The sequence below is a fragment of the Streptomyces sp. NBC_01016 genome (genome assembly GCF_026341035.1).
GTDB lineage: Bacteria > Actinomycetota > Actinomycetes > Streptomycetales > Streptomycetaceae > Streptomyces.
Window position 1 is genome coordinate 3438112 of sequence record NZ_JAPEOQ010000001.1, and the last position, 21627, is coordinate 3459738.

Genomic DNA, 21627 nt, shown 5'->3' on the forward strand with positions numbered 1-21627 from the left:
CGAGACATGCTGGACATCGCCGATGAGCTGCACCGGTGGGTCGAGCAGGGGCGCGACTTCGCCGTGGCCACCGTGGTGGCCGTCGGCGGCAGCGCGCCCCGGCAGCCGGGCGCGGCGCTCGCCGTCGACAGCGAGGGCACCGCGATCGGCTCGGTCTCCGGCGGCTGCGTGGAAGGCGCGGTGTACGAGCTGTGCCGGCAGGCCCTGGAGGACGGGGAACCGGTCCTCGAACGGTTCGGCTACAGCGACGACGACGCCTTCGCCGTGGGGCTCACCTGCGGCGGCGTCATCGACATCCTCGTCACGCCTGTACGGGCGTCCGATACGGCTGTACGTGGCGTGCTCGCGAGCGCGCTCGGCGCCGCCGCCACGGGGGAGGCGGCGGCGCTCGCGCGCGTCGTGTCGGGGCCGGGGGAGCTGACGGGGCGGGCGCTGCTCGTCCGCCCCGGGAGCTCGTACGAGGGCGGGTTCGGGGGCCACCCGGAGCTCGACCGGACCGTGGCGGGGGAGGCGGCGGCGTTCCTCGACGCGGGGCGCACCGGCACGGTCGAGATCGGCGAACAGGGCTCGCGATGCGGATCCCCGCTCACGGTCCTGATCGAGTCGTCCGTTCCGGCGCCCCGGATGATCGTCTTCGGCGCGATCGACTTCGCGTCGGCGCTGGTACGGATGGGTAAATTCCTCGGCTACCGCGTCACCGTGTGCGACGCGCGCCCCGTGTTCGCGACGGCGGCACGCTTCCCCGACGCCGACGAGATCGTCATCGAGTGGCCGCACAAGTACCTGGAGCGGACCGGGGTCGACGGTCGGACGGTGCTGTGCGTGCTCACGCACGACGCCAAGTTCGACGTGCCGCTGCTCCAGCTCGCGCTGCGGCTGCCGGTCGCGTACGTGGGGGCGATGGGCTCGCGGCGCACGCACCTGGACCGCAACGACCGGTTGCGCGAAGTGGGGGTCACCGAGCTGGAGTTGGCGCGCTTGCGGTCCCCGATCGGGCTTGACCTGGGGGCGCGTACGCCGGAGGAGGTGGCGGTGTCCATCGCCTCGCAGATCGTCGCCGACCGCCGCGGCGGCACCGGGGTGTCCCTGACCGGCGCCCACACCCCGATCCACCACGAGCCGGGAGCGGCGCGCCGCATCGATTCGGTGGCGTGAGCCGGGGGTTTGGGGGCCGTGCCGGGGTGGGCGCCTGTCGTGTTGGGCGTGCGGCACCGCGGTTGCGGGGTGGCGCTTGCGGTGCGGGGTGCGCGGCACCGTGGCTGTGGGGTGGCGCCTACGGTGCGCGGCACCGTGGTTTGCGGGGTGGCGCCTGCGATGCGGCCTGCTCGGCACCTGTCCCCCCGGCCCGGCTGCGCCGTTGCCCGCTCGTCTCCCACCGCCCGCCCCCTCCGGGGGCGTCGGTCAGCCACGGGGCCGGGTTGCTGTGCCGGGGCCGGGGCTTGTAGTGCTGGGACACGGCGCCGGGTCCTGGAGCCTTGCCGGGGTCGACGCCGATGCGCTCGGCGCGCGGTACCGGTCCTTGTTCAGCTGCGCCGTTGCCCGCTCGTCTCCCACCGCCCGCCCCCGCCGGGGGCTTGGGCCAGTCCCGGGGTCCGGGTTGCTGTGCCGGGGCGGGGCCCCTCGTGAGGGGCGGGGCTGTGACGTGGCCAACGCCCGTCGTGCGGAGACGCCTGCCCTGCGGTGAGGAGTGCGCGGCACCGTGGGTGCGGGGCTGTGCCGTGGCCGACGTCTGAGGTGACTGTCGCGCGGCGCCGGGCCTTGTCCGGCTGTGCCGGTGCCCGGTCATCTCCCTCCGCCCGCCCCCTGCGGGGGCTTCGGCCGGGGGCGGGGGTTCGCCGGGCCGGTGTGTGTGGTGCCGGCCGTTCCGGGGTCGGGCCCCGCGTCACGGGTGAGCGGCGCCGGGGTGCCGCCTTGCCCACCCTGGCGCCCCAGGCGGCAGATTGTCCATGGCGGTGGCGGTAGACCGTTACGGGTGGGCAGTCGGGGTGGGCGGCAGGTTGCCCACGGCGGGGGCGGCCCGTCGTCGCGGGTGGGGAGGCGTCGTTGCGGTCGCTCACTCGTGGCGGGACGGTGGTCGCCCGCACCCCGTCGGGCCGACGCCCCCGGAGGGGGCGGGTGGTGGGAGATGAGCGATCCGACGGCGGGCATTTCGAGCGCCACGGCGGTGGCGGCCCCTCAAGTCCCACGGCGTGAACGCCGTCAAGCCCCACGGCAGGGGCGGCACCCTCAAGCACCACGGCGGCGTCGGCGCGCTCAGGCCCCGCGCCGGGTGGGCCAATTGGGCCGTGTCTCTTCGATCTATGGCCACTATCTGTGGGGTGACCGATGCGTTTCACGTACCGCTACGGTCTACTCCCGCAGCGATCACGACGAACGGCAATGCGATGAGCGACGGAACGAGGCGCATGCGAGCCGGCCTCAGGGGCGGAAGGCATCGGCGTGTGCGGCGGCCCATTGCGCGAAGGTCCGCGGCGGGCGGCCGGCGACTTCCTCGACCGCTGAAGTCACCGTGGCCACCGAGTCGGGCACGGTCGCCCACATGCGGAGCATGAACTCGATGCCGTCCTCGGGCCAGCCCTCAGCCTGCCACTGCCGACGCGCCTGGCTGTCGGTAAGCTCAGTGAATCCGATCTCACGGCCGGTCGCCGCCGCGACAGCGGCGACCTTCTCGGCCGGGGTGAGTGCTCCGGGCCCCGTCAGGGTGAGACACCTTCCCGCGTAGCCGCCTTTGGCAAGCACGACGGTGACGACATCCGCGACGTCCGCCTCGTCGACGGAAGCGGTCCTGCGGTTCCCATACGGCTCACGGACCTCTGCGGTCTCGCGGATGACCTCAGCCCACCCCAATGCGTTGGACATGAAGTCGATCGGCCAGATGAACGTCCACTCCAAGCCGCTGTCACGCACGGCTTGTTCCAACTCTCCTCCTTCTCCGGGCGACAGGACCGTCAGTCGCCGTACACCCGCTTCGACTGCCATCGACACGATCTGCGGCCCTGCGGCCAACGGAGTGTGGTCGTGCCCGGTTGCCCCCAGCAGGTGCACGGCGGAGACTCCATCGAGAGCCGCCGCCAGCGTCTGCGGCCTCGCGAGATCGCCGGCCACCACTTCGACGCCGTCGGGCAGACAGATCGCCCCGGCCGGGTCACGGGTGAGTGCTCGAACCTTGTGTCCGGTTCGCCCAAGCCGCTCGACCACCTGGCGCCCCAGAGTTCCCGTCGCACCGGTCACCAGAATCGTCATGTCGCTCCCTGTCCGCTGTCTCCCGAGATGGGCGGCTCGGGCACCGCGCCAAGCACAGTGGTCGAACTGTCCCGTTGCCGGCCGCAGACGACAGTAGGCGGCATTTAGGTCGGATTCTGTCCGCGATGCGACGGCCAATCCCTGTTTCCCGGCTACGTGGTGCCGAATCCGGACGGGCACACAACTACCTTCGAAGCTCGGGAACCACCAGAGCTTCGCCTGCCGCACCGCTCTCTCCCGGGAACGGTCGTAGGTGCATGTGCGCTCACGTGAATTGGCCGTGCGCCACGTGGGCCCGGGGCGGAGCCCGTGGCGTAGGCCGGATCGGGCTACATCAACGTGCCGCCCGCCCCGCGTACTTGACGTCCGGGGTATGGCACCCGACGCTGTGGGAGCGCTCCCGCAGCGACGACCGGGAGCCTCCCGCAAGGCCGACCCGTCGCCGCCCCGCCGCCCGACCGGCCCCCAGGAGTCACCGTGCGAAGACCCTTCAGACGCGCCGCGATCACCGCCCTCACCCTCTCCACCCTGCTCATCACCGCGCCGCAGGCCACGGCCACCGGCGCCGAGTCGCAGACGCAGGCCCAGCCGCAGTCGCAGCCGCAGACGTCGACGAGCGGACACGGACCGAAGCTCTACACGCCCGACCCCAACCCGGACGCCCTCCGGCAGATCGCCGCGCTCGCCCGCGCGGGACAGTTCCGCGACGCCGCCAAGGTCACCGCGATGATCGCCACACCGCAGGCCGTCTGGTTCGGTGACCAGAGCCCGGCCGAGGTCGAGAAGCTCACGCGTGACGTCGTCAGGGACGCCGACCGACGCGACGCCCTCCCCGTGTTCGCGCTCTACAACGTGCCGGGCCGCGACTGCTCCAACTACTCCGCCGGCGGCGCCGCCACCACCGCCGAGTACCAGGCCTGGATCGACGCCGTCGCCCGCGGCATCGGCTCCCGCGACGCCATGGTCGTCCTCGAACCCGACTCGCTGGCCCTGCTCCCCGCCGACTGCGGTCAGGACGACGCCCAGGGCACCAAGACCGCCGCCCGGTACGCCGAAGTGAACTACGCCGTCGACGAGTTGGAGCCGCTGCGCGGCACCCGCGTCTACCTCGACACCGGCCACCCGGGCTGGCACAGCGTCAACTCCATCGTGCCCCGCCTGCTCAAGGGCGGCGTCGAGCGGGCCGCCGGCTTCTACACCAACGCCTCGAACTACTTCACCGACGACGCCAACTCCTGGTACGGCAAGCTGATTTCGTCCTGTATCGCGTACGTCGAGAAGTCCTCAGGGAACGCCGCCGACTGCCCGAACCAATCGACCCCGCGCACCGAGGCGCAGTCCTGGATCGACGCCCACGTGCGCGTGCCCGCCTCCCGAATGCCGCACTTCGTGACGGACTCCAGCCGCAACGGTCAGGGCACGTGGACCCCGCCCGCCGGCAAGTACACGGACGCACAGGACTGGTGCAACCCGCCGAACCGTGGCCTCGGCGCCCGCCCGGCCCTGCGCACCGGCGACCCCTTGCAGGACGCCCGCCTGTGGATCAAGACGCCGGGGGAGTCGGACGGCCTGTGCCTGCGCGGCACCGAGGGCCCCGAGGACCCGGAGCGGGGCACGGTCGACCCGAAGGCGGGCGACTGGTTCCCGCAGCAGGCGCTCGAACTGGTGCGGTACGCCAAGCCGCCACTGCTCCCCGCGAAGTGACGCACACCTGGTCCCGGTCACTGCCCGTGCGGTGACGTTTCTCCAGTGACGTTTCCGGTGGTGCCGTCCCCGGTGGTGCCCTCCCCGGTGACATCGAGGGCGTCGTCGAAGGTGTCGTCGAGCAACCCGTCCACCGCCCGCCCGAACACCCACCGCCCCGCCGCCGCGACCACCCGGTCCGCGGCGCGGGGCACTCCGCGTACCCGCAGCTCCTCACGCCACTCGACGCGCGAGCCCCCGTCCCCGAGCGCCCGCACCTCGAACTCGGCCCAGCCGGTGACGACCCGGCCGCGCTTCTCCATCCGGCAGCGCCGCGGCGGCTGCCAGGCGACGACCTCCATCGGGTCGTCGAAGCCGAACCGGCCGACACCGGTGCGTGCCACGAACACCGTGCCCGCCGCGTCCGGCGGCGGGGTCGTCACCGTGACACGGGTGAGCGGCACGGAATCCCCGTGCCGCTCCCAGTCGGTCAGCCGCCGCCACGCCTCGGAGGCGCGCAGCGACGTGTCACGGACGATGCTGATATGGGCGCTCATGTCGCGATGGTATGCACACGTCCGGGTGCGGGGTCCGTGCCGGGGATCGGGCGGCGTGTCGCGCGGGACCCGAATGCGAAGCCCCAACTCGGCGCCCCGCGCGCACAGTTGCCCCGCCCCGGCCGGTCAGGCCGCCTTGTACGCGGCGGCCAGTTTCTTCAGCGCCCCCTTGTAGTCGCCGGTGAGGGCGAGGTGCTCGGCCTCGGCGAACGGCTTGGCCCACGCCTCCGTCACCTTGCCGCCCGCCTTCTCCTGGACCTTGAGCCGCGCCTTGTCCACCAGACCCTGCTCACCGCTCCCGCCGCCGGTCGCCTTCGTCGTGAGGCCGTACCCGTACGGGAACTGCGGATCGTACGCTGCGTCCCCGACGTTGATGGGGAGTTGGGCCTCCGACTTCGGCCAGGTGACCGGGAGTTGGCCGGTGAAGGACCGCTTGCCGTAGAGGACGTCGGCGACGCCGTCGCCCTCCGTGCCCGGCAGCCAGGACGCGATGAGCCCGTCGACGTCCCCGAGCCGGTCGCCGAGCAGCTGCGGCCGCCCCGAGACCACGAGCACGACGCACTTCATGGCGCCGCAGACCTTGTCCACCGCCGCCTTGTCGGCCGCGGAGAGCTCCAGGTCGTGCCCGTTGCCGACGTCGCCGACGCCCTCCGCGTACGGGGTCTCGCCGACGACCACCACACCGACGTCGTGCCCGGCGGTGGGCGCCGAGGCGTCCTTCGAGTAGTCGACCGTCGCGCCGGGCGCGGCCTTCTTCATCGCCTGGAGGATCGTGGTGCCGTCCGTGATCTTCCCGGACGAGCCCTGCCAGGAGATGGTCCAGCCACCGGTCTGGTTGCCGATGTCATCGGCGTTGGACCCGGCGACGTAGACCTTCTGGGACTTCTTCAGCGGCAGCACGTTCCCGTCGTTCTTCAGCAGGACCTGCGACTTCGCCGCCGCCTCCCGTGCCACGGTGCGGTGCGCGGCGCCGCCGATCTGGTCGCTGTTGCTCGTGTCGGCGTACGGCTCCTCGAAGAGGCCGAGCTTGAACTTCTGCGTGAGGATGCGGGAGACCGCGTCGTTCACGCGCGCCTCGCTGATCCGGCCCGCGGTGGTCTCGGCGAGCAGGGCCTTCTCGAAGTCGGCGTAGGCGTTCGGCACCATGATCATGTCGAGGCCCGCGTTGATCGACGTACGGACGTCGGAGGCGTAGTCGCCGGGGATCTGGTCGATGCCCGCGTAGTCGCTGATCACGAAGCCTTCGAAGCCGAGCTTCTTCTTCAACTCCCCATTGATCATTGCCGCGTTGGCATGCATCTTCACGGGGCCCTGGTCGTCGCCGATGATGTCGAGCGAGGAGTACGAGGGCATGACCGTGCCGACACCGCGCTTCACGGCGTCGCCGAAGGGTGCCAGGTGTACGGCCTCCAGCTCCTGCTTCGTCACCTTCGTGACGCCCTGGTCGATGGTGTACGAGCCGGTGGTGGAGGAGCCGTACTCGGTGCCGCCGTCGCCGACGAAGTGCTTCGCCGTGGCGAGCACCTTGTCGTTGCGGTCCAGGTCGCTGCCGTTCGCGCGGCCCTGGAAGCCCTTGATCACGGTCTCCATGGACTCGACGAGGGCCGGGTCCTCGCCGAACGCCTCGTAGGAGCGGCCCCAGCGTTCGTCGCGGCTCACGCACAGGCAGGGCGCGAAGTCCCACGGGACGCCGGTCGCACGCACCTCGGAAGCGGTGACTGCCCCGGTTTTCTCGGCCAGTTGGGGATCGCGGGTCGCGCCGATGCCGATGTTGTGCGGCATGATCGTGGCGCCGACGACGTTGTTGTGTCCGTGCACCGCGTCCACGCCGTAGATCAGCGGGATCTGGAACCGCGTTGCCTGCGCCCGGAGTTGGTAGTCGTCGATCATCTTGGCCCAGGCGTCGGGCGTGTTCGGTGTCGGCACGGAGCCGCCGCCGGAGAGCAGCGACCCGAGGTTGTGGCTCGCGATGTCGCCGGGAGACTTGAGGGCGGCGCGCTCGGCCTGCGTCATCTGGCCGACCTTCTCCTCCAGGGACATCCGGGAGACGAGGTCGGCGACGCGCTTCTTGATCGGGGCCTTTGCATCGAGGTACGTCAGTCCGTGCGCGTCGATGACGACCTGCGGGGACTCGGCGGGCGGCTTGGCGCCGGTGACGGTCAGCTTCAGCGGGATCGTCTCGGCGGTCTCGGACCTGGCCGAGTCCTTGCTGGTGGCGACCGTGACCGTCTTGGCCGCGCCGGACGCGGTGCCCGCCGGGAAGGTGACCTTGCCGGTGACCGGTGTGTAGTCCTTGCCCGCGTCGGCGGTGCCGCCGCCGGTGGCGTACTCGATGGTGACGGGGTCCTCGATCGGCACGTTCCCTGTGGTGGTGACCGACAGCTTCACCGCCGCCGAACCGCCCTCCTTCACCGGGTACACGGCCGCGTCCGTCGCCACCTGCGCGCGCAGCGACTGGTCGGCCTTGCCGTACAACTCCACGCCGTCCATGGCGAATTGGCTCTTCGTGCCGGTGGGCAGCGTGACCGCGTAGCCCCACATCTTGTCGAGCCCGAGGACGTGGTCGATGCCGCCGACGGGCTGGTAGTCCGTGCGGTACTCGAACTGAGTGAAGGGCAGCTCGACCTGCTTCCAGCCGGTGAAGTCGTCGGTGAACGACGTCGTCCACAGCTCGGACGCCTCGCCGTGCGCGCCGCCGTCCTTGAGCTCGTAGGTCAGCTTTCGGCCCGAGTTGTCGCCGTACCACCACAGGCGGATGCCCTTGTGCGCCGACCAGTCGTGGGCCGGCTTGTCGGCGGCGTAGTCGTGGCTGAAGCCGCCGTAGCCGCTGATGTCGTAGGCGCCTTCGAGGACCTTGGCGCCCTCGGGCGCGTCCGCGCGCTCCTTGAGTTCGAGCTTCGGATGGTCGTCGGTGTCACCGCCCCAGGTGAAGATGCCCTCGGCGGGCTGCGTGGCGAAGGGCACCTCGCCCTCGAAGCGGTCGACGGGGGTGGGTGCGGGGTCGTCGGCGGCGGAGGCGGACGCGGTGCCGGTCAGCGGCAGCAGGCCTGCCGCGAGCGCCGAGACGGTGAGTAAGGCCGCGCGTCTTCCGCGCCTTCTGCGGCCGGATCTGGTGGTGGTGTCGGTGTGACGCAAGGTGCCCTCCCGGTGATCCCGTTGCGGGTGCTGGTGGTGCGTCGTGCCGTTTCTAAATTCAAGACTTGAGTTAAAGGGGGCGTAGTGGGGGCGTCAAGGGTTCGGAACGTAAAGGGAGTTGGCGGCCCGATGGCGTCGGGTTGGCTACTTGTGACCGATTGACAGCCGGGGCGCCGCCCCCGATCGTTTGCTTCGGGGTGTGACACCTGACGGTTGGGGGACCGCGATGAGGTGGCAGGGGGGCGCGTCGTCCGGCGACGCGGAGCGGCAGGGGAGCGGCGGGTTCGGCCCGCCTCCGCAGATGCCATCGGTGCCGCCGTCACAGGGGCCACCGCCATCGGGGCCGCCTGAGCCATCGGTACCGCCGGTTCCGCCGATGCCACCGGGCCCGCCCGCGGCCGGCCCGTCCGCCTTCGATCCGCCCGCAGCCGGCCCGCCCGCCTTCGGCCCCGCGCAGGAAGTCGCGTTCGGGCCGCCCGGCCGACCCCCTGTCCAGCCGTCCGACCGTCCCCCTGCCCGGCCGCCCGCCGGGCCCGCCGATCCGGCGCGCGCCGTCGCGGCGGGGCTGCTCAACCTCAGCGGGCTCGGCCTGGGATACGTCCTCGTACGCCGCCGCCTGCTCGCGCTGCTGTGCGTCGCCGCCACGGCCGCGCTGCTCACCCTCGCGCTGCCCGCCGACCCGGACGGGGTGCCCGGATGGGCGCTGATCGGGTACGGGGTGCTGCTGCTCGCCGCGGTCGCGGACGGCGCGCGGATCGGGCTGCGGGCGCCAGCAACTGCCGTACAGATCAAGCCGGTTGCGGCGATCGTGCTCGGTCTCGCGCTGCTCGCCGTGCCCGCAGGGGGAGCCGTCGCGTACGGCGGTCTGCGCGACGACGCCGTCGAGCAGCGGCTGCTCGACCGGCTCGACAGCGCCGACGCCCTCGTCAAGAAGGCCTCGGGTCAAGACTTCGCCGAGGCGCGCGCCGACTACCGCACCGCGCTCGGCCGGTACCGCGACCTCGCGGAGGACCACCCGGACTCCAGGGCGGCGCACCGCGTGCACGACAGCCTCGACGCCTACTACAAGGCGGTCTCCGCGCCGTACGCCGACGGCGAGCACTGCGCGGCCGTCGCGCCCCTCGAACACCTGCGGTCGGTGCCGGGCACCGTCGACCGGGCAGTCCTCGGCTCCCTCGCGAGCTGGCCCGACAAGCCGCTCGCCGCCTCCCTCCTGAAGTGCGGTACGGGAAAGCTCGGCGCCGCGGAGTCCGACGGCAAGGGCGGCGAACTCGGCCAACTCCTGCGTACGTTCCCCGAGTCGGCGCAGGCGGACCAGGTGGAGCCCGCCGTGCGCGCGGCCGTCGAGCGGCGTGCGGGCGAGTTGAAGGGCGCGGACCCGTGCACCGCCACCCGGGCGCTGCGCCGCATCGGCGACACCGCGAAGCGCCTGCCCGCGCCCGTCCCCGCGCACCTGCGCGGCGGCGTCGCGACGGCCGTGGAGGACGGGGCGTACGCCTGCGGCATCGACCAGTTCAAGGACAAGAAGTTCAGCGCGGCGCACGCGTCACTGACCGACTTCGCGGGCACGTACAAGAACGACGAGCGGCGGGCCCGCGCCCAGCAGGTCGCCATCGCCGCCGAGATCGCGAAGCTGCGTCCCACCGCGGGCGACCGGCTGCCGCCGAAGGGCGCGCCGGGCGGCTCCCGCATGGACATGGTGATCAGCAACGACGGGCCCGACCCGGTCGAGGTCCTCTACACGGGACCGGTCACCGGCCGGATCACCATCGCCGCCTGCGGGTCCTGCAAGACGTATCCGACCGAGACGGCGGGCCGCGGCAAGGCGTGCAAGGCGAGCGGCAAGAGCTACCCGAAGCGGACGCTGCGGCTGCCCGCGGGCACGTACCACTTCCTGCACAAGCCGGGTGGCCGCGACGCGACGGCGAGCGGGCGCGCGGCGGGCGGCCGGATCCAGTCCGGGTACTCGTACACGCAGTGCAGCTATGTGGTCAGGAGCGAGCTGGGCGCGGATCTGTAGCGCCACCGGTCCGGGAGGGGGGCGGCTCAGAAGGTGCGGGTGAACGGGGTGGGGTCGACCGCCATCAGACCGCTGAACGGGCCGTCGAGCTGGTAGATCAGGAGCACGGTGAACGTGATCAGGGCGGACAGGCCCATCACCATCACGACGTGGGTGAAGCTGCGCTGCACCCCGAACATGAACATGAAGGCGACCGTGAGACCGCCCCCGACGATCAGGCCGAACCAGATCACCGGCGAGAGCCGCTCGCCCGCGTCGCTCTCCCGGCCCCTGCGCGCCTCGTCGAGCACGCTCAGCTGTGCCAAAGCCTCCTGAACGGTGGCCTGTTGGGAGGGCGTGGCGTCGGCGGGCACCTGGCTCGCCGCGCGTACGTCGCCCAACAGCCGCCAGCCCTCCGCCCCCAGCGGACCGCCCTCGGCCATGGCCGGCCACTCCGTGTCGGACACGTGGGTCATGTACCGCTCGATGTCCGTGCGCACGCGCTCGCCCTGGGTGGGTGCCAGACCGGCCGAGAGCAGATGGATCTGATGTGCGGCACTCGCCTCGGCCGCCGCGTGGTCCTCGGCCCCGGAGTGGGTGTCCCAGACCGACACGAGGGCGAGGCCGAGCACCAGCGCGTAGAGCACGCCGACCATCATCGAGATGTACTCGGCGACGTCCTCGCGGGGCTCCTCGTCCGGGCTGAGCGGCCAGTAACGGTGCTTGACGAGGACGATCGCGGCGGCGAGCAGGGCGACGCCGACGACGATGGCCAGGCTTTCGATCATTCGGGAGTCCGCTCCGATTCGGGGGCCGTTCGGTCAGTGTCTGCGGGCCGAGCCGAGCACCGCGGCCGCGATCGCGGCGGGCAGCAGCACGAGGAACAGCGCCGCCATGAGGCCGAGCCCGGTGGGCCGGCCGTTGTCGTGGACGAAACGGCGGAGCAGCGGGGGCAGTCGGTCCTCCTGGCCGGACTTCTTCGCCTGCGTACGTGCCTCGGGGTCGGGTTCGGTTGGGGGCTCGGGCTGCCGGGGTTGCCTTGGGGGGAGGGGGAGTCGGGGCGGTCGGGGCGCCGGGTCCGGCGCGGCGATGCCCGGCGGGGGAGCCACCAGCAGCAGTGCGGCGGCCGGCACGGGCGGCCGCAGCGGTGGTGCGGCGGGCGGCTCGGCCGGGGGTCCGCCGGGCGGCTTCGGTGACGCCGGTTCCTTCGGCCGGGGTGCGGGCGCCCCCGGGATCACGAGCCGCGTCGTGGCGCGCGCCGACAACCGGGGCGGCGCCACCTCCTCGCCGCGCGCGCCGATGGTACGGATCAGGTCGCTGCCCTCGGCGAGCCCACGACCGGTGTACGTGCCGGGGGCGCGCCGCACGTCACCGCCGCACTCGGCCGTGGCGCCGGGCGCCAGGCGCGGCACGACCGGGCGGCCGTGGGCGCAGTCGATGCGGTCGGGGGCGAGGCCCGGGTCGGTGACGCGGATGTCGTGCAGGGGCCGGTTGCCGGGGTTGGTGACGGTGTAGGTGACGTGGGCCCGGTCGGGGCCGGTCGGACGCGCCGATTGACGGAGCGTCAGGGCCGCGCCCACCCCCGCGTACCCGGAGCGCGCGGTCGCCTGCACGGTGGCGCGCAGATACGGCTGGCGCCCGGCGGCCCGCACCTGTGCGACCCATCTGCCGGGGCGGGCCGGCCCGGTCGCCGTGCAGCGCACCGAACGGAGGCCGATGAGCAGCGGCACGAGGTCGCGGCCGCCGGGGCAGTGGAGCCGGGCGCCCGGCATCGAGGGGTCGTGCACCCGCAGGTCGTGCAGGTCGGCGCCGCCGCGGTTGGTCAGGCGGTACGAGGCGACGACCTCGCCGCCGGTGCGGATGCCGGGGCGCAGGGCGGTGGTTCCGGGGCGGGTGTTGACGGTGACGTCGAGGGCGAGGCCGTGTGCGCCGGTGCCGTCGGCGATGGTGCGGTGTGGCCTTGCGGCCTCCGCGGCCGAGGGGCCTGCCGTGGACCAGTTCGTGGCCGACCAGCAGCAGGCCGCCAGGCAGAGGGCGGTGAGCAGCCGCCGTGCCCTGCGGGTGCGCGTCGCTCCGAGTGGTCCGACGGTGGGTCCCGGCCCCGGTGCGACCGGGGCGCCCGGCGGGTTTGCGCTCACGGGGCTCTGCCCCGGGCCCCGGTCCTCGATCGCCGGACGGGCTTGAATGGGGCTCACCTCCGTACGCGGCCGGCGATGTGGGCTTGCCTCCGAAGCCGGCTCTCGATGAGGGCTCACCTCCTTACGCAGCCGCCGTGGGGCCCTTTCGACAAACCTCCCGATGATCACACCGGCATGCTGTCGCGGGGTGCGTCCCGTGGGAGACCGGCGCGCGCACACGCTCGGTGATTCACTCGGGCGGCTCCCGGGCTCGGTGGGCCGCTGTGGCCTGCGGTTATGTGGGAGGCCTTGCAGCGCGGGGGTGCGGTGGGCACGCTCCGTGAGTCACCCGAGTGGGGGCAGCGGCCCTGCCGGGGCCGGGTCGGTCTGCGTCTACTGCTGATGAGTGGCGGGTCGGCCCCGCCGACGCGTTCCAGGGACGAGGTGGCCGGGATGGCAGTCCAGACAGTCCACGCGCGCGACGTGGCAAGGCGTGACGACGCGAGGGCCGCGCAGGTGCCGGCGGAGCGGACCGACGCCGACCTGCTCGTCGCGGCGTCGGTGCTGCTCGCCGACGCGGCGCTCGCCGCGCGCCGCACCGGCGCGGAGCTGACCGCGGCGGGATCCAGCTGGCGAGTGGGGCTCCAGGCGGTGCGCCGGCCCGCGTGGGCGTTCGGCGCCGCCCTGTCCGCGGCCCGCGCCGTGACGAACCCGGCCGGGCTCGGCTTCGCCGCGAACGGCGGCGTCGTCGGCGAGGCCGTCCGCTCCCTCGGCGCCGTCGCCCGCCGCAGGCCCGCCGCCGTGGCGATGGCCGTCGACGCGTTCGCGCTGCGCATCGAGGCCGCCGCCCGCGAGCACCCGAACCTGACCGAGCCGCTCGCCAAGCGGCTCACCGACGCGGTGATCGCGGGCCGCAGGTTCGAAGCGCTGCGCGCCGCACGGGAGTTGATCGATCTGCTCGGCCTCACCCGCACCCTCACCACGTTCAGCCCCGTGATGATGGAACTGCTCGCCCTGCAGGGACTCCTCGACGAGAACCCCGCCAACGACGACTTCTCCTGGGTCACCCTGTCCGGCGGAGTGCCCGGCACCGACCCGTTCCTCGGCCTGCCCGCCGGGGTCATCCGGCATCTGAACCCGGGTCCTGGCCGGGCCGAACGCGTCGAACCCGACGCGATGCTCAGCCGCGTCCTGACCCGCTCCGGCAACGACATCGTCCGCTATATCGACGACATCTCCGCGCTCGGCAACCACGGCCTGGCCCTGCTGCGCCGCATCGACTGCGCCGACGGCGCCCGGCGGCACGTCCTGCTGCTGCCCGGCACCAGCTTCGGCCGGGTCAGCAACAGCACCCCGCAGGACCTCGTCGGCGCGTTCGACGCCGCGCTGCGCACCGACACCACGTACAGCCGCGCGGTCAAGGACCTGCTGGTACGGGCGGGGGTGCCGGTCGGGTCCGAGCTGATGATCGTCGGCCACAGCCTCGGCGGGATCACCGCGATGAACCTCGCCTGCGACCTCGACGTCGTGTCGACGTACCGGCTCACGCATGTGGTCACCGTCGGCTCGCCCATCGACAACAAGCGCCCGCTCGACCCCGCGGTCCAGGTGGTCAGCCTCGTCAACAAGCACGACGTGATCCCGGGGCTCGACGGACGCGGACCCGCCTCCGCCTGCGACGTCCCCGACACCTGGCTCGAACTCGCCTGGCTCGACGAGACGTACGACTACCCGCTCTCGCACGCCCCGCAGGCGTACGCCGACACCCTGAGCGGCGACGACCTTCCGCACCGCGCCCGCGTCAACGAGCTGATCACCGCGTACGACGGCGAGATCGTCGGCAACCAGCCGTACCAACTGCTCGACAAGTGACGACCACCGAGACCGCTACCGAACCCACCGACCCACCGGCACCACCGACGCGTAGGAGAACGGCGATGAACGCCATGGACACCGGCACCCCTCCCCGTCGGCTCGCGACGGCCCGGCCCCTGGAGAACGTTCTGGTCAGCGCCGCGCTCGCGGCCCAGCGTGTCTCCTGGATCGACGCGCCGGCCCGCGCGCTCGGTCTCAAGTCGTTCACCCGGCGGGAGCTGACCCGGCAGGCGCTGGCCCAGGCACGGCGGGCCGGGTCGGGGCGGCCGACGCGGATGGCCACGGCGTTCGGCGCGTTCCTGATGCCGTTCTCCGGCGCGGACGCCGACGCCCTGCTGCGGCGGGCACAGGAGGCAGGGGCCCTTGGCGCCGTCACCGCCCTCGACGCCGAAGGGCGGCGCACGATCCTGACGCCGCATGCCGCGCCGCCGCCGACCGTCAACCCGGTGGCCGTGCGCTCCGCCGCCACCGAGGCGGCCGCCGCACTGCTTGCCGCGCGACAGCCGGACGGCGCCTTCGGCCGGGCCGAGTGGCGCGCCGTCACCCGGCGGCTCGCCCGGCGCCTCGTCCTCGGCGCAGGGGCCGCCGACGACACCCTCGTCAGCGAGATCCTCGACGCCACGGCACGCTCCGCGGACCAGGCCGAACACGGCGCCCGCAGCGCGGCGTTGAGGCGCCGGATCGAGCCGTACGTTCATGAGGGTGCGCGGGCGGGCGCGGGCGCCGGCCCGGAGGCGGCCTACCTGGAGCACGCGTTGGAGGTCGTCACCCGGGCCCTCGCCGAGACGGCGCCGCGGGCCTTCGCGCTGCTCGCGACCGAGGGAGTGGAGCGGAGCGTGGCCGAGGCGGTGCGCCGCCATCCGCCGCTGCCCGCGACGATCCACGCGGTCGTCGCGCCGTTCCGGTGGGACGACCTGACGGTCGGGGCGGACACCGAGATCCTGTGCGCGACCGCGTGGTTGCGGGATCTGGACGAGGACCGGGATTCCGAGGGGCCGGACAGTGAGGGCCGGGATTCCGGGGGCCTGGACACCGCGGGCTGGGGCTCCGGAGGCCTGGACAGCGCGGATCCGCTCGACGACCTGTCGGCCGACCTGTGCGCCGCCCGCGTCCCCTGCCCCGCGGCCGACCTGGGCGTGCTCGCCGTCACCGAACTCGTCCGCGCCCTCGCCGACCGGGCCGGCGCGGACGCTCCCACGGGTGCGCGCGAGGCGCCCGACGTGAGTGCGGGGCCCGTCATGGGCGCGGACCCCGCCCACTACGCCGCTCTCGCCACCGCAGGGGCTCGCAACCTCCAGGAGCACGCGCGCCGCCTCGCCGACTGCGCGCGGCAGCCCGGCTGGAACCACGACGCCTTCGGCGAGCGGTGCCGGATGACCCTGCTCGCGCACGCGGAACGCTGCGCCACGGCCGCCGCCGACGCCCGTAGAGCCGCGGAGTGGCTCGCCAACTAAGCACGCGGGCGCGGCAGTTGGCCTACCAAAACGGTGTCGTCCTGCGCCCGCGGTCCCGGTCCACCATCGCCTGCACCGTGAACCACACCTCGTCGCACAGCCGCCGCGCCGCGGCCGAGCGCCGGGCGTACGAAGGGTCGGCGGCCGGGGCCGGGATCGGCTCGCCGACCGTGACGAGCCACTTCGCCGGGAGTGGCAGCGGCGTGGTCACGGGGAAGTACGGCAGCCCGAACCGTCGGGCGAGCGCCCCGATCTCGCCGAGCTTCGGGAACGTCTCCTCAGCCCCCACGATGGACACCGGCACGACCGGCGCCCCGGTGAGCACGGCGACGGCGGCGAAACCGGGGTTGAAGGGCCGTAGCCGATAGCGGGAGGAGAAGTCCTTGCCGACGCCGTCCATGCCCTCGGGGAACATCGCGGTCAGCCCGCCCCGCGCCAGCCGGTCGCGGCCGAGCGTCGGATCGTCGCTGAAGACGCCGTGCCGGCGCGCGTACGCGGCGAGCGGTGGCAGCCGGAAGACCAGCTTGTCGGCGTAGAGGTGCACCGGCCGGGCCAGCTCGCGCCGCAGGACCTTGTTCAGGACGAAGCCGTCGAACCCCCAGGCTCCGGAGTGGTTGGCGGTCAGGATCGCGGGGCCGGTCGCCGGGATGTGCTCGATGCCCGAGGTCTCGACGCGCAGATAGTCGTCGGCCAGCCAGCCGAGGGCGTCGTCCACGTTGGTCTCAAGGTTGCTCACAAAGTCCCACTTTGTGCTGAATATGGGCGAGCGCAAGGCTAAGGGTCCTGTTGGGGTGGTTTGTTTCAGGCCATGAGCACCCCCGCGTCCCCAGAGACCCCCACGACCACCGAGCCCCCCGTGGCTGCCGAGGCCCTCGCGCCCCCGGAACCCCTCGCGACCCCCGACCTGATCACCGGCATGCTCGTCGACACCTTCGAGGTCGACCGTGCCGCCGTCACCTCGGACGCCCTGATGACCGACCTGCTCGTCGACTCGCTGATGGCCGTGGAGCTGGCCGTCACGCTCAAGGACCAGCTCGGCGTCACCGTCACCGAGGACGAGCTGCGCGAGCTGCCCTTCGCCGAGTTCAGCTCCCGCGTCGACGCGCGGCGCGGCCGGTGAACGCCGTCCTGGTGACCGGGCTCGGCCTGGTCACCGCGGCGGGCCGGGACGCGGACAGCACCTGGGCCGCCGTCCTGGCGGGGCGCTCCGCCGCCCGCCACGACCCGACGCTCGCGGAGCTCCCGGTGACCCTGAGCTGCCGGGTCGAGGGCGCCGACCAACTGCCCGTACGGCCGCGCGGCGTCACCCGCATCGACCCCGCGGCCCGGATGGCGCTGACCGCCGTGGGCGAGGCGCTCGACCGGGCCAAGCTGGACCCCGCCGAGTGGGACGGCTCGCGCGTCGCCGTGGTCACCGGCACGTCCGTGGGCGGCGAGCACACCCGGATCGCCGCGGCCGAGCGGTTCGCGAGCGGCGGGGCGGGCAGCGTCTCCGCGTACTTCCTCACCGGCTTCCTGCCCAACATGGTGTGTGCCACCATCGCGCTGCACCTGGGGATCACCGGGCCCACCCTCCCCGTCGCGACGGCCTGCGCGGCCGGGGGTACCGCGCTCGGAGTCGCGCGGCAGCTGCTGACCTCCGGGCAGTGCGACATCGCCGTGGTGTGCGGCGTGGACGCGGCGGTGGTGCCGCTGATGGTGGCCGGGTTCGGCCAGCTCGGAGCGCTGTCGAACCGGCGGTCCTGCCCCTTCGACGCGGACCGCGACGGCTTCGTCATCGGCGAGGGCGCGGGCGTCCTCGTGCTGGAGCGGGCCGAGCACGCGGACGCCCGCTCGGCGCCCCGCCTCGCGTCCTTCGTCGGCTACGGCACCAGCACCGACGCCCACCACCTGGTCGCCCCGCACCCCGAGGGCCGCGAGGCCGAACGCGCCGTGCGGGCCGCGCTCGCCGAGGCCGGCGCCGCCCCCGGTGACGTCGACCACATCAACGCGCACGGCACCTCGACCCCGCGCGGCGACGCGATGGAGGCCACCCTGTTCTCCCGCGTCTTCCCGCACCGGCCGCCCGTCACCTCCGCTAAGGGCGCCATCGGGCACACGCTCGGTGCGGCGGGCGCGATCGAGGCGGCACTCACGGTCCTGGCGCTGCGCGACGACGTGGTGCCGCCCACGGCCGGGCTCACCGAACTCGACCCGGAGTTCGCCATCGACGCCGTCGCGGGCGCGGCCCGTCAGCGGCCCACCTCCCTCGCGCTCAGCACGTCCTTCGGCTTCGGCGGACACAACGCCGCAGTGCTCTTGACCCCTGCCTGACCTCCGCCTGACCCGGGCTTGACCCCGCTTTGACCTGCGCAAATACTCTCGTACCCCCTGGGTCGGGGACCCGCGAATGGCGGCTACACTCACTTGCTCGATACAAGCAATTGAATGTGAACGGGAAGGCGGGACATGGACAAGGGGACGGTCCATGGCCGTGAAGCAGCGGACGCCGACCCAGTGAAGGGAAGCGCGAGTGCCGAGGACGCCGCGGCGGGACTCGGCACGCAACTGGTGCGGTTCTCGAGACTGCTGACTGCCTACCGGCAGAAGGCCAGGCTCGAGAGCCGGTCCGGCGAACGGGTACTGCTGGCAAAGCTGGTGCGCGACGGCGAACGCCGTGCCACCGACCTGGCCGCCGAGACCTTTCTCGACCTGTCGACGGTCAGTCGCCAGGTGCGGGCCATGGTCGACAAGGGACTCGTCGAACGGCGTCCGGACCCGGAGGACCGGCGGGGTGCGCTGCTGCGCGCCACCGCCGCCGGGCGGGCCACGTTCGAGGAGTACCGGCGCCAGCGCGACGCGAGACTCGCGGAGCTGCTGGAGACCTGGCCCGCCGAGGACCGGTACCAGCTGATCCGGCTGCTCTCCCGCCTCAATGACGATCTGGAAGAGTTTGAATACGCGCGTCCCGAGTCCGGGAAAGTCCCCGGGCCCGGTGGCGAGCAGGGAGCAACGCAAGAATGACTGAGGCCGTGTCCGCGTCCCGCGGAGACACCGCTACCCGAGCCATATCCACCCCTCAACAGACGTCCGGTGGACTGAGCCACCGGCAGATCCTGACCATCCTCAGCGGCCTGATGCTGGGGATGTTCCTGGCCGCGCTCGACCAGACCATCGTCTCCACCTCGATCCGCACCATCGCGGACGACCTCGACGGCCTGAGCCAGCAGGCCTGGGCGACGACGGCGTACCTGATCACGTCGACGATCTGTACGCCGCTCTACGGCAAGCTGTCCGACCTGCACGGCCGCAAGCCGTACTTCCTCGCGGCGATCACGATCTTCATCGTCGGTTCGGCGCTGTGCACCTTCTCGACGTCGATGCCCGAACTCGCCGCGTTCCGCGCGGTGCAGGGCATCGGTGCCGGTGGTCTGATGTCGCTCGCGCTCGCGATCATCGGCGACATCGTGCCGCCGCGTGAACGGGCCCGCTATCAGGGCTACATGCTCGCCACGTTCGCCACGTCCAGCGTCGCGGGCCCGCTCATCGGCGGCGCCCTCGCAGGTCAGGACAGCATCCTCGGCGTCACCGGCTGGCGCTGGGTGTTCCTGGTGAACGTGCCGATCGCCATCGTCGCGCTGTTCGTCGTCGCGAAGGTGCTCAACATCCCGCACGTCCGCCGCGACCGGAAGATCGACTGGTGGGGCGCGTTCACCATCGCGCTCGGCGTCGTCCCGCTGCTGCTCGTCGCCGAACAGGGCCGCGAGTGGGGCTGGGGCTCGACCGGCTCGATCGTCTGCTACGTCCTCGGCGGCGTCGGCATCGTCTCGTGGATCCTCGTGGAGCGCCGGGTCGGCGACGACGCGCTCATCCCGATGCGGCTGTTCCGCAACGCCATCTTCAGCAAGACCAGCTTCCTGTCCGTGCTGATCGGCGCGGGCATGTTCGGCGGCATGCTGATGATCCCGCAGTACCTCCAGATCGTGAAGGGCGCGAGCCCCACCAAGTCCGGTCTCGAGATGCTGCCGCTGATGGCCGGCATGATGATCGCGTCCATCATCTCCGGTCAGCTCACCGGGAAGACGGGCCGCTACAAGATCTTCCCGACCATCGGCACCCTCTTCATGGTGGCGGCGCTGCTGCTCTTCCACTTCCAGGTCCAGTGGGACACCCCGCTGTGGGAGACCATGCTCTATATGGGGCTCTTCGGCCTCGGCCTGGGCTGCTGCATGCAGACGCTGGTGCTCGCGGTGCAGAACGCGGTGCCGCCGCAGGACATGGGTGTGGCGACCGCGTCGTCCACGTTCTTCCGGCAGATGGGCGCCACCGCCGGTACGGCGATCTTCCTCTCCGTTCTCTTCTCGAACGTCGGCGACAAGATCTCCGAGGCCTTCAAGTCGGCCGCGAAGACGCATGACTTCCAGGCCGCGCTGCACGACCCGTCGGTCGTCTCCGACCCCGCTAACAAGCCGGTCCTCGACATGGTCAAGGGCTCCGGCGGTGGCGGCGGCGACGTGCTGTCCGACTCCTCGTTCATCCAGCACCTCGACCCGCGCCTCGCGGAGCCGTTCAAGCAGGGCTTCGCGGACGCCATGCACGTGGTGTTCCTGATCGCGGCGTGCGTCATCGTCCTCGCGTTCTTGATGGTCCTGTGGACCAAGGAGGTCCCGCTGCGCAAGATGTCGGGCCTTCAGGCGCGTGAAGCGGCGGAGAAGGGCGAGGCCTCATCGGAGGCCGCGGACTCCCCGGTCCCCGCTCCGGCAGCGGCGGCCGCGCAGGCGGCACCCGTACCCGCGCAGGCCGAGCCGGTCGACGCGACCTCGGGCATCAAGGGCCACGCCCGTGAACGCGACGGCTCGCCGCTCGTGGGCGCGGTCGTCACGCTGATCGACCTCAGGGGCGGTCAACTGGGCCGTACGACCACGGGTTCCGACGGCGCGTACCTGCTCGCGGCTCCCGCCGGTGGCACGTACGTCCTGATCGGTTCCGCGGGCTCCCGGCAGCCGCAGGCCACGACGCTGACGGTCGGCGAGGGCTTCCTCGACTTCGACCTGATGCTGGCCGGGGCGGCGGGCCTGACCGGCACCGTCGTCCAGGCGGCGGGCGAACTCCCGGTGCCCGGCGCGCTGGTGATCGCCACCGACGTGCGCGGTGAGGTGATCGCCTCCGGCGCCGCAGACGCCACGGGCAACTTCGCCTTCGGCGACCTGGCCCCCGGCAGCTACACCCTCGCCGTCAGCGCGGAGGGCCACCGGCCCACGGCCCTCGCGGTCGAGGTCGCCACCGGCGGCCCCAACCGCTGCGAGGTCCGTCTGGTCCCCGGCGCCCGCGTCCACGGCGTGGTCCGCGGCGCGTCCGGCGACCCGCTGAACGACGCCCGCGTCACCCTGCTGGACGCCGCGGGCAACACGGTCGGCACGGCCGTCACGGGAATCGACGGCGCCTACGCCTTCGACGACCTCGACGCCGGCCAGTACACCGTCGTCGCCAGCGGCTACGGTCCGCAGGCCCTCCCGCTGGCTCTCAACGGCAACGGCAGGAACGACGCGGACGTGGAGCTGAGCCACTGACGCGCTGAGGCGGTT

Annotated in this window: 14 protein-coding genes and 1 pseudogene; 9 read left to right on the forward strand and 6 right to left on the reverse strand. The window is 72.7% G+C overall.

Translation table 11 applies throughout. The annotated features are described in order from the left end of the window. Positions 1–6 precede the first annotated feature (6 nt). Positions 7–1155, forward strand: a complete 1149-nt coding sequence (locus OG746_RS15780) for an XdhC family protein (RefSeq protein WP_266715231.1) — start codon at positions 7–9, stop codon at positions 1153–1155. A 1263-nt stretch (positions 1156–2418) separates the two neighbouring features. Here OG746_RS15780 and OG746_RS15785 read toward each other — a convergent pair. Then, entirely contained in the window at positions 2419–3243 is an 825-nt protein-coding gene (locus tag OG746_RS15785; protein WP_266715232.1) for an NmrA family NAD(P)-binding protein, read from the reverse strand. A gap of 477 nt (positions 3244–3720) precedes the next feature. Here OG746_RS15785 and OG746_RS15790 point away from each other — a divergent pair, with 477 nt between their 5' ends. Next, positions 3721–4947, forward strand: coding sequence for a glycoside hydrolase family 6 protein (locus OG746_RS15790; protein WP_266715233.1), 1227 nt, complete (start codon positions 3721–3723; stop codon positions 4945–4947). Between the two features lie 119 nt (positions 4948–5066). On the opposite strand, the pseudogene OG746_RS15795 reads toward OG746_RS15790, so the two are convergent. Together OG746_RS15795 and OG746_RS15800 are read right to left on the reverse strand one after the other, a co-directional pair. After that, a pseudogene (locus tag OG746_RS15795) lies at positions 5067–5483 on the reverse strand (SRPBCC family protein); the annotation flags it as partial. Positions 5484–5609: 126 nt separating this feature from the next. Continuing rightward, positions 5610–8618, reverse strand: coding sequence for a glycoside hydrolase family 3 N-terminal domain-containing protein (locus tag OG746_RS15800; RefSeq protein WP_524540415.1), 3009 nt, complete (start codon positions 8616–8618; stop codon positions 5610–5612). A gap of 376 nt (positions 8619–8994) precedes the next feature. Here OG746_RS15800 and OG746_RS15805 point away from each other — a divergent pair, with 376 nt between their 5' ends. Then, complete coding sequence (locus tag OG746_RS15805) at positions 8995–10638, forward strand: hypothetical protein (protein ID WP_266715234.1); 1644 nt, start codon at positions 8995–8997, stop codon at positions 10636–10638. Between the two features lie 26 nt (positions 10639–10664). Here OG746_RS15805 and OG746_RS15810 read toward each other — a convergent pair whose 3' ends face one another. Both OG746_RS15810 and OG746_RS15815 read right to left on the reverse strand, forming a co-directional pair. Further along, complete coding sequence (locus OG746_RS15810) at positions 10665–11405, reverse strand: bestrophin-like domain (protein WP_266715235.1); 741 nt, start codon at positions 11403–11405, stop codon at positions 10665–10667. A 33-nt stretch (positions 11406–11438) separates the two neighbouring features. Next, a complete protein-coding gene (locus OG746_RS15815) occupies positions 11439–12755 on the reverse strand; it encodes a hypothetical protein (protein ID WP_266715236.1) in 1317 nt (438 codons plus the stop codon). Between the two features lie 432 nt (positions 12756–13187). Between OG746_RS15815 and OG746_RS15820 the strand changes: the two genes are divergently transcribed. Both OG746_RS15820 and OG746_RS15825 read left to right on the forward strand, forming a co-directional pair. Next, positions 13188–14606, forward strand: a complete 1419-nt coding sequence (locus OG746_RS15820) for a lipase family protein (RefSeq protein WP_266715237.1) — start codon at positions 13188–13190, stop codon at positions 14604–14606. A gap of 65 nt (positions 14607–14671) precedes the next feature. After that, positions 14672–16063, forward strand: coding sequence for a hypothetical protein (locus tag OG746_RS15825; protein WP_266715238.1), 1392 nt, complete (start codon positions 14672–14674; stop codon positions 16061–16063). 22 nt (positions 16064–16085) lie between these two features. On the opposite strand, the gene OG746_RS15830 is transcribed toward OG746_RS15825, so the two are convergent. Then, complete coding sequence (locus OG746_RS15830; RefSeq protein ID WP_266715239.1) at positions 16086–16799, reverse strand: 1-acyl-sn-glycerol-3-phosphate acyltransferase; 714 nt, start codon at positions 16797–16799, stop codon at positions 16086–16088. 120 nt (positions 16800–16919) lie between these two features. On the opposite strand from OG746_RS15830, the gene OG746_RS15835 reads away from it, so the two are divergent. The 4 genes from OG746_RS15835 to OG746_RS15850 all read left to right on the forward strand — a co-directional run bounded on the left by OG746_RS15835 (position 16920) and on the right by OG746_RS15850 (position 21612). Further along, the gene (locus OG746_RS15835) at positions 16920–17183 is read left to right on the forward strand and encodes an acyl carrier protein (RefSeq protein WP_266715240.1); all 264 of its coding nucleotides are present in this window, start codon (positions 16920–16922) and stop codon (positions 17181–17183) included. Continuing rightward, entirely contained in the window at positions 17180–18376 is a 1197-nt protein-coding gene (locus OG746_RS15840) for a beta-ketoacyl-[acyl-carrier-protein] synthase family protein (RefSeq protein ID WP_266715241.1), read from the forward strand. The genes OG746_RS15835 and OG746_RS15840 overlap by 4 nt, the downstream gene beginning before the upstream one ends. A gap of 135 nt (positions 18377–18511) precedes the next feature. Further along, on the forward strand, positions 18512–19066 hold the full coding sequence (locus tag OG746_RS15845; RefSeq protein WP_266715242.1) for a MarR family winged helix-turn-helix transcriptional regulator: 555 nt from the start codon (positions 18512–18514) through the stop codon (positions 19064–19066). Then, complete coding sequence (locus tag OG746_RS15850) at positions 19063–21612, forward strand: MFS transporter (protein ID WP_266715243.1); 2550 nt, start codon at positions 19063–19065, stop codon at positions 21610–21612. Before OG746_RS15845 ends, OG746_RS15850 begins: the two co-directional genes overlap by 4 nt. Positions 21613–21627: the final 15 nt, after the last annotated feature.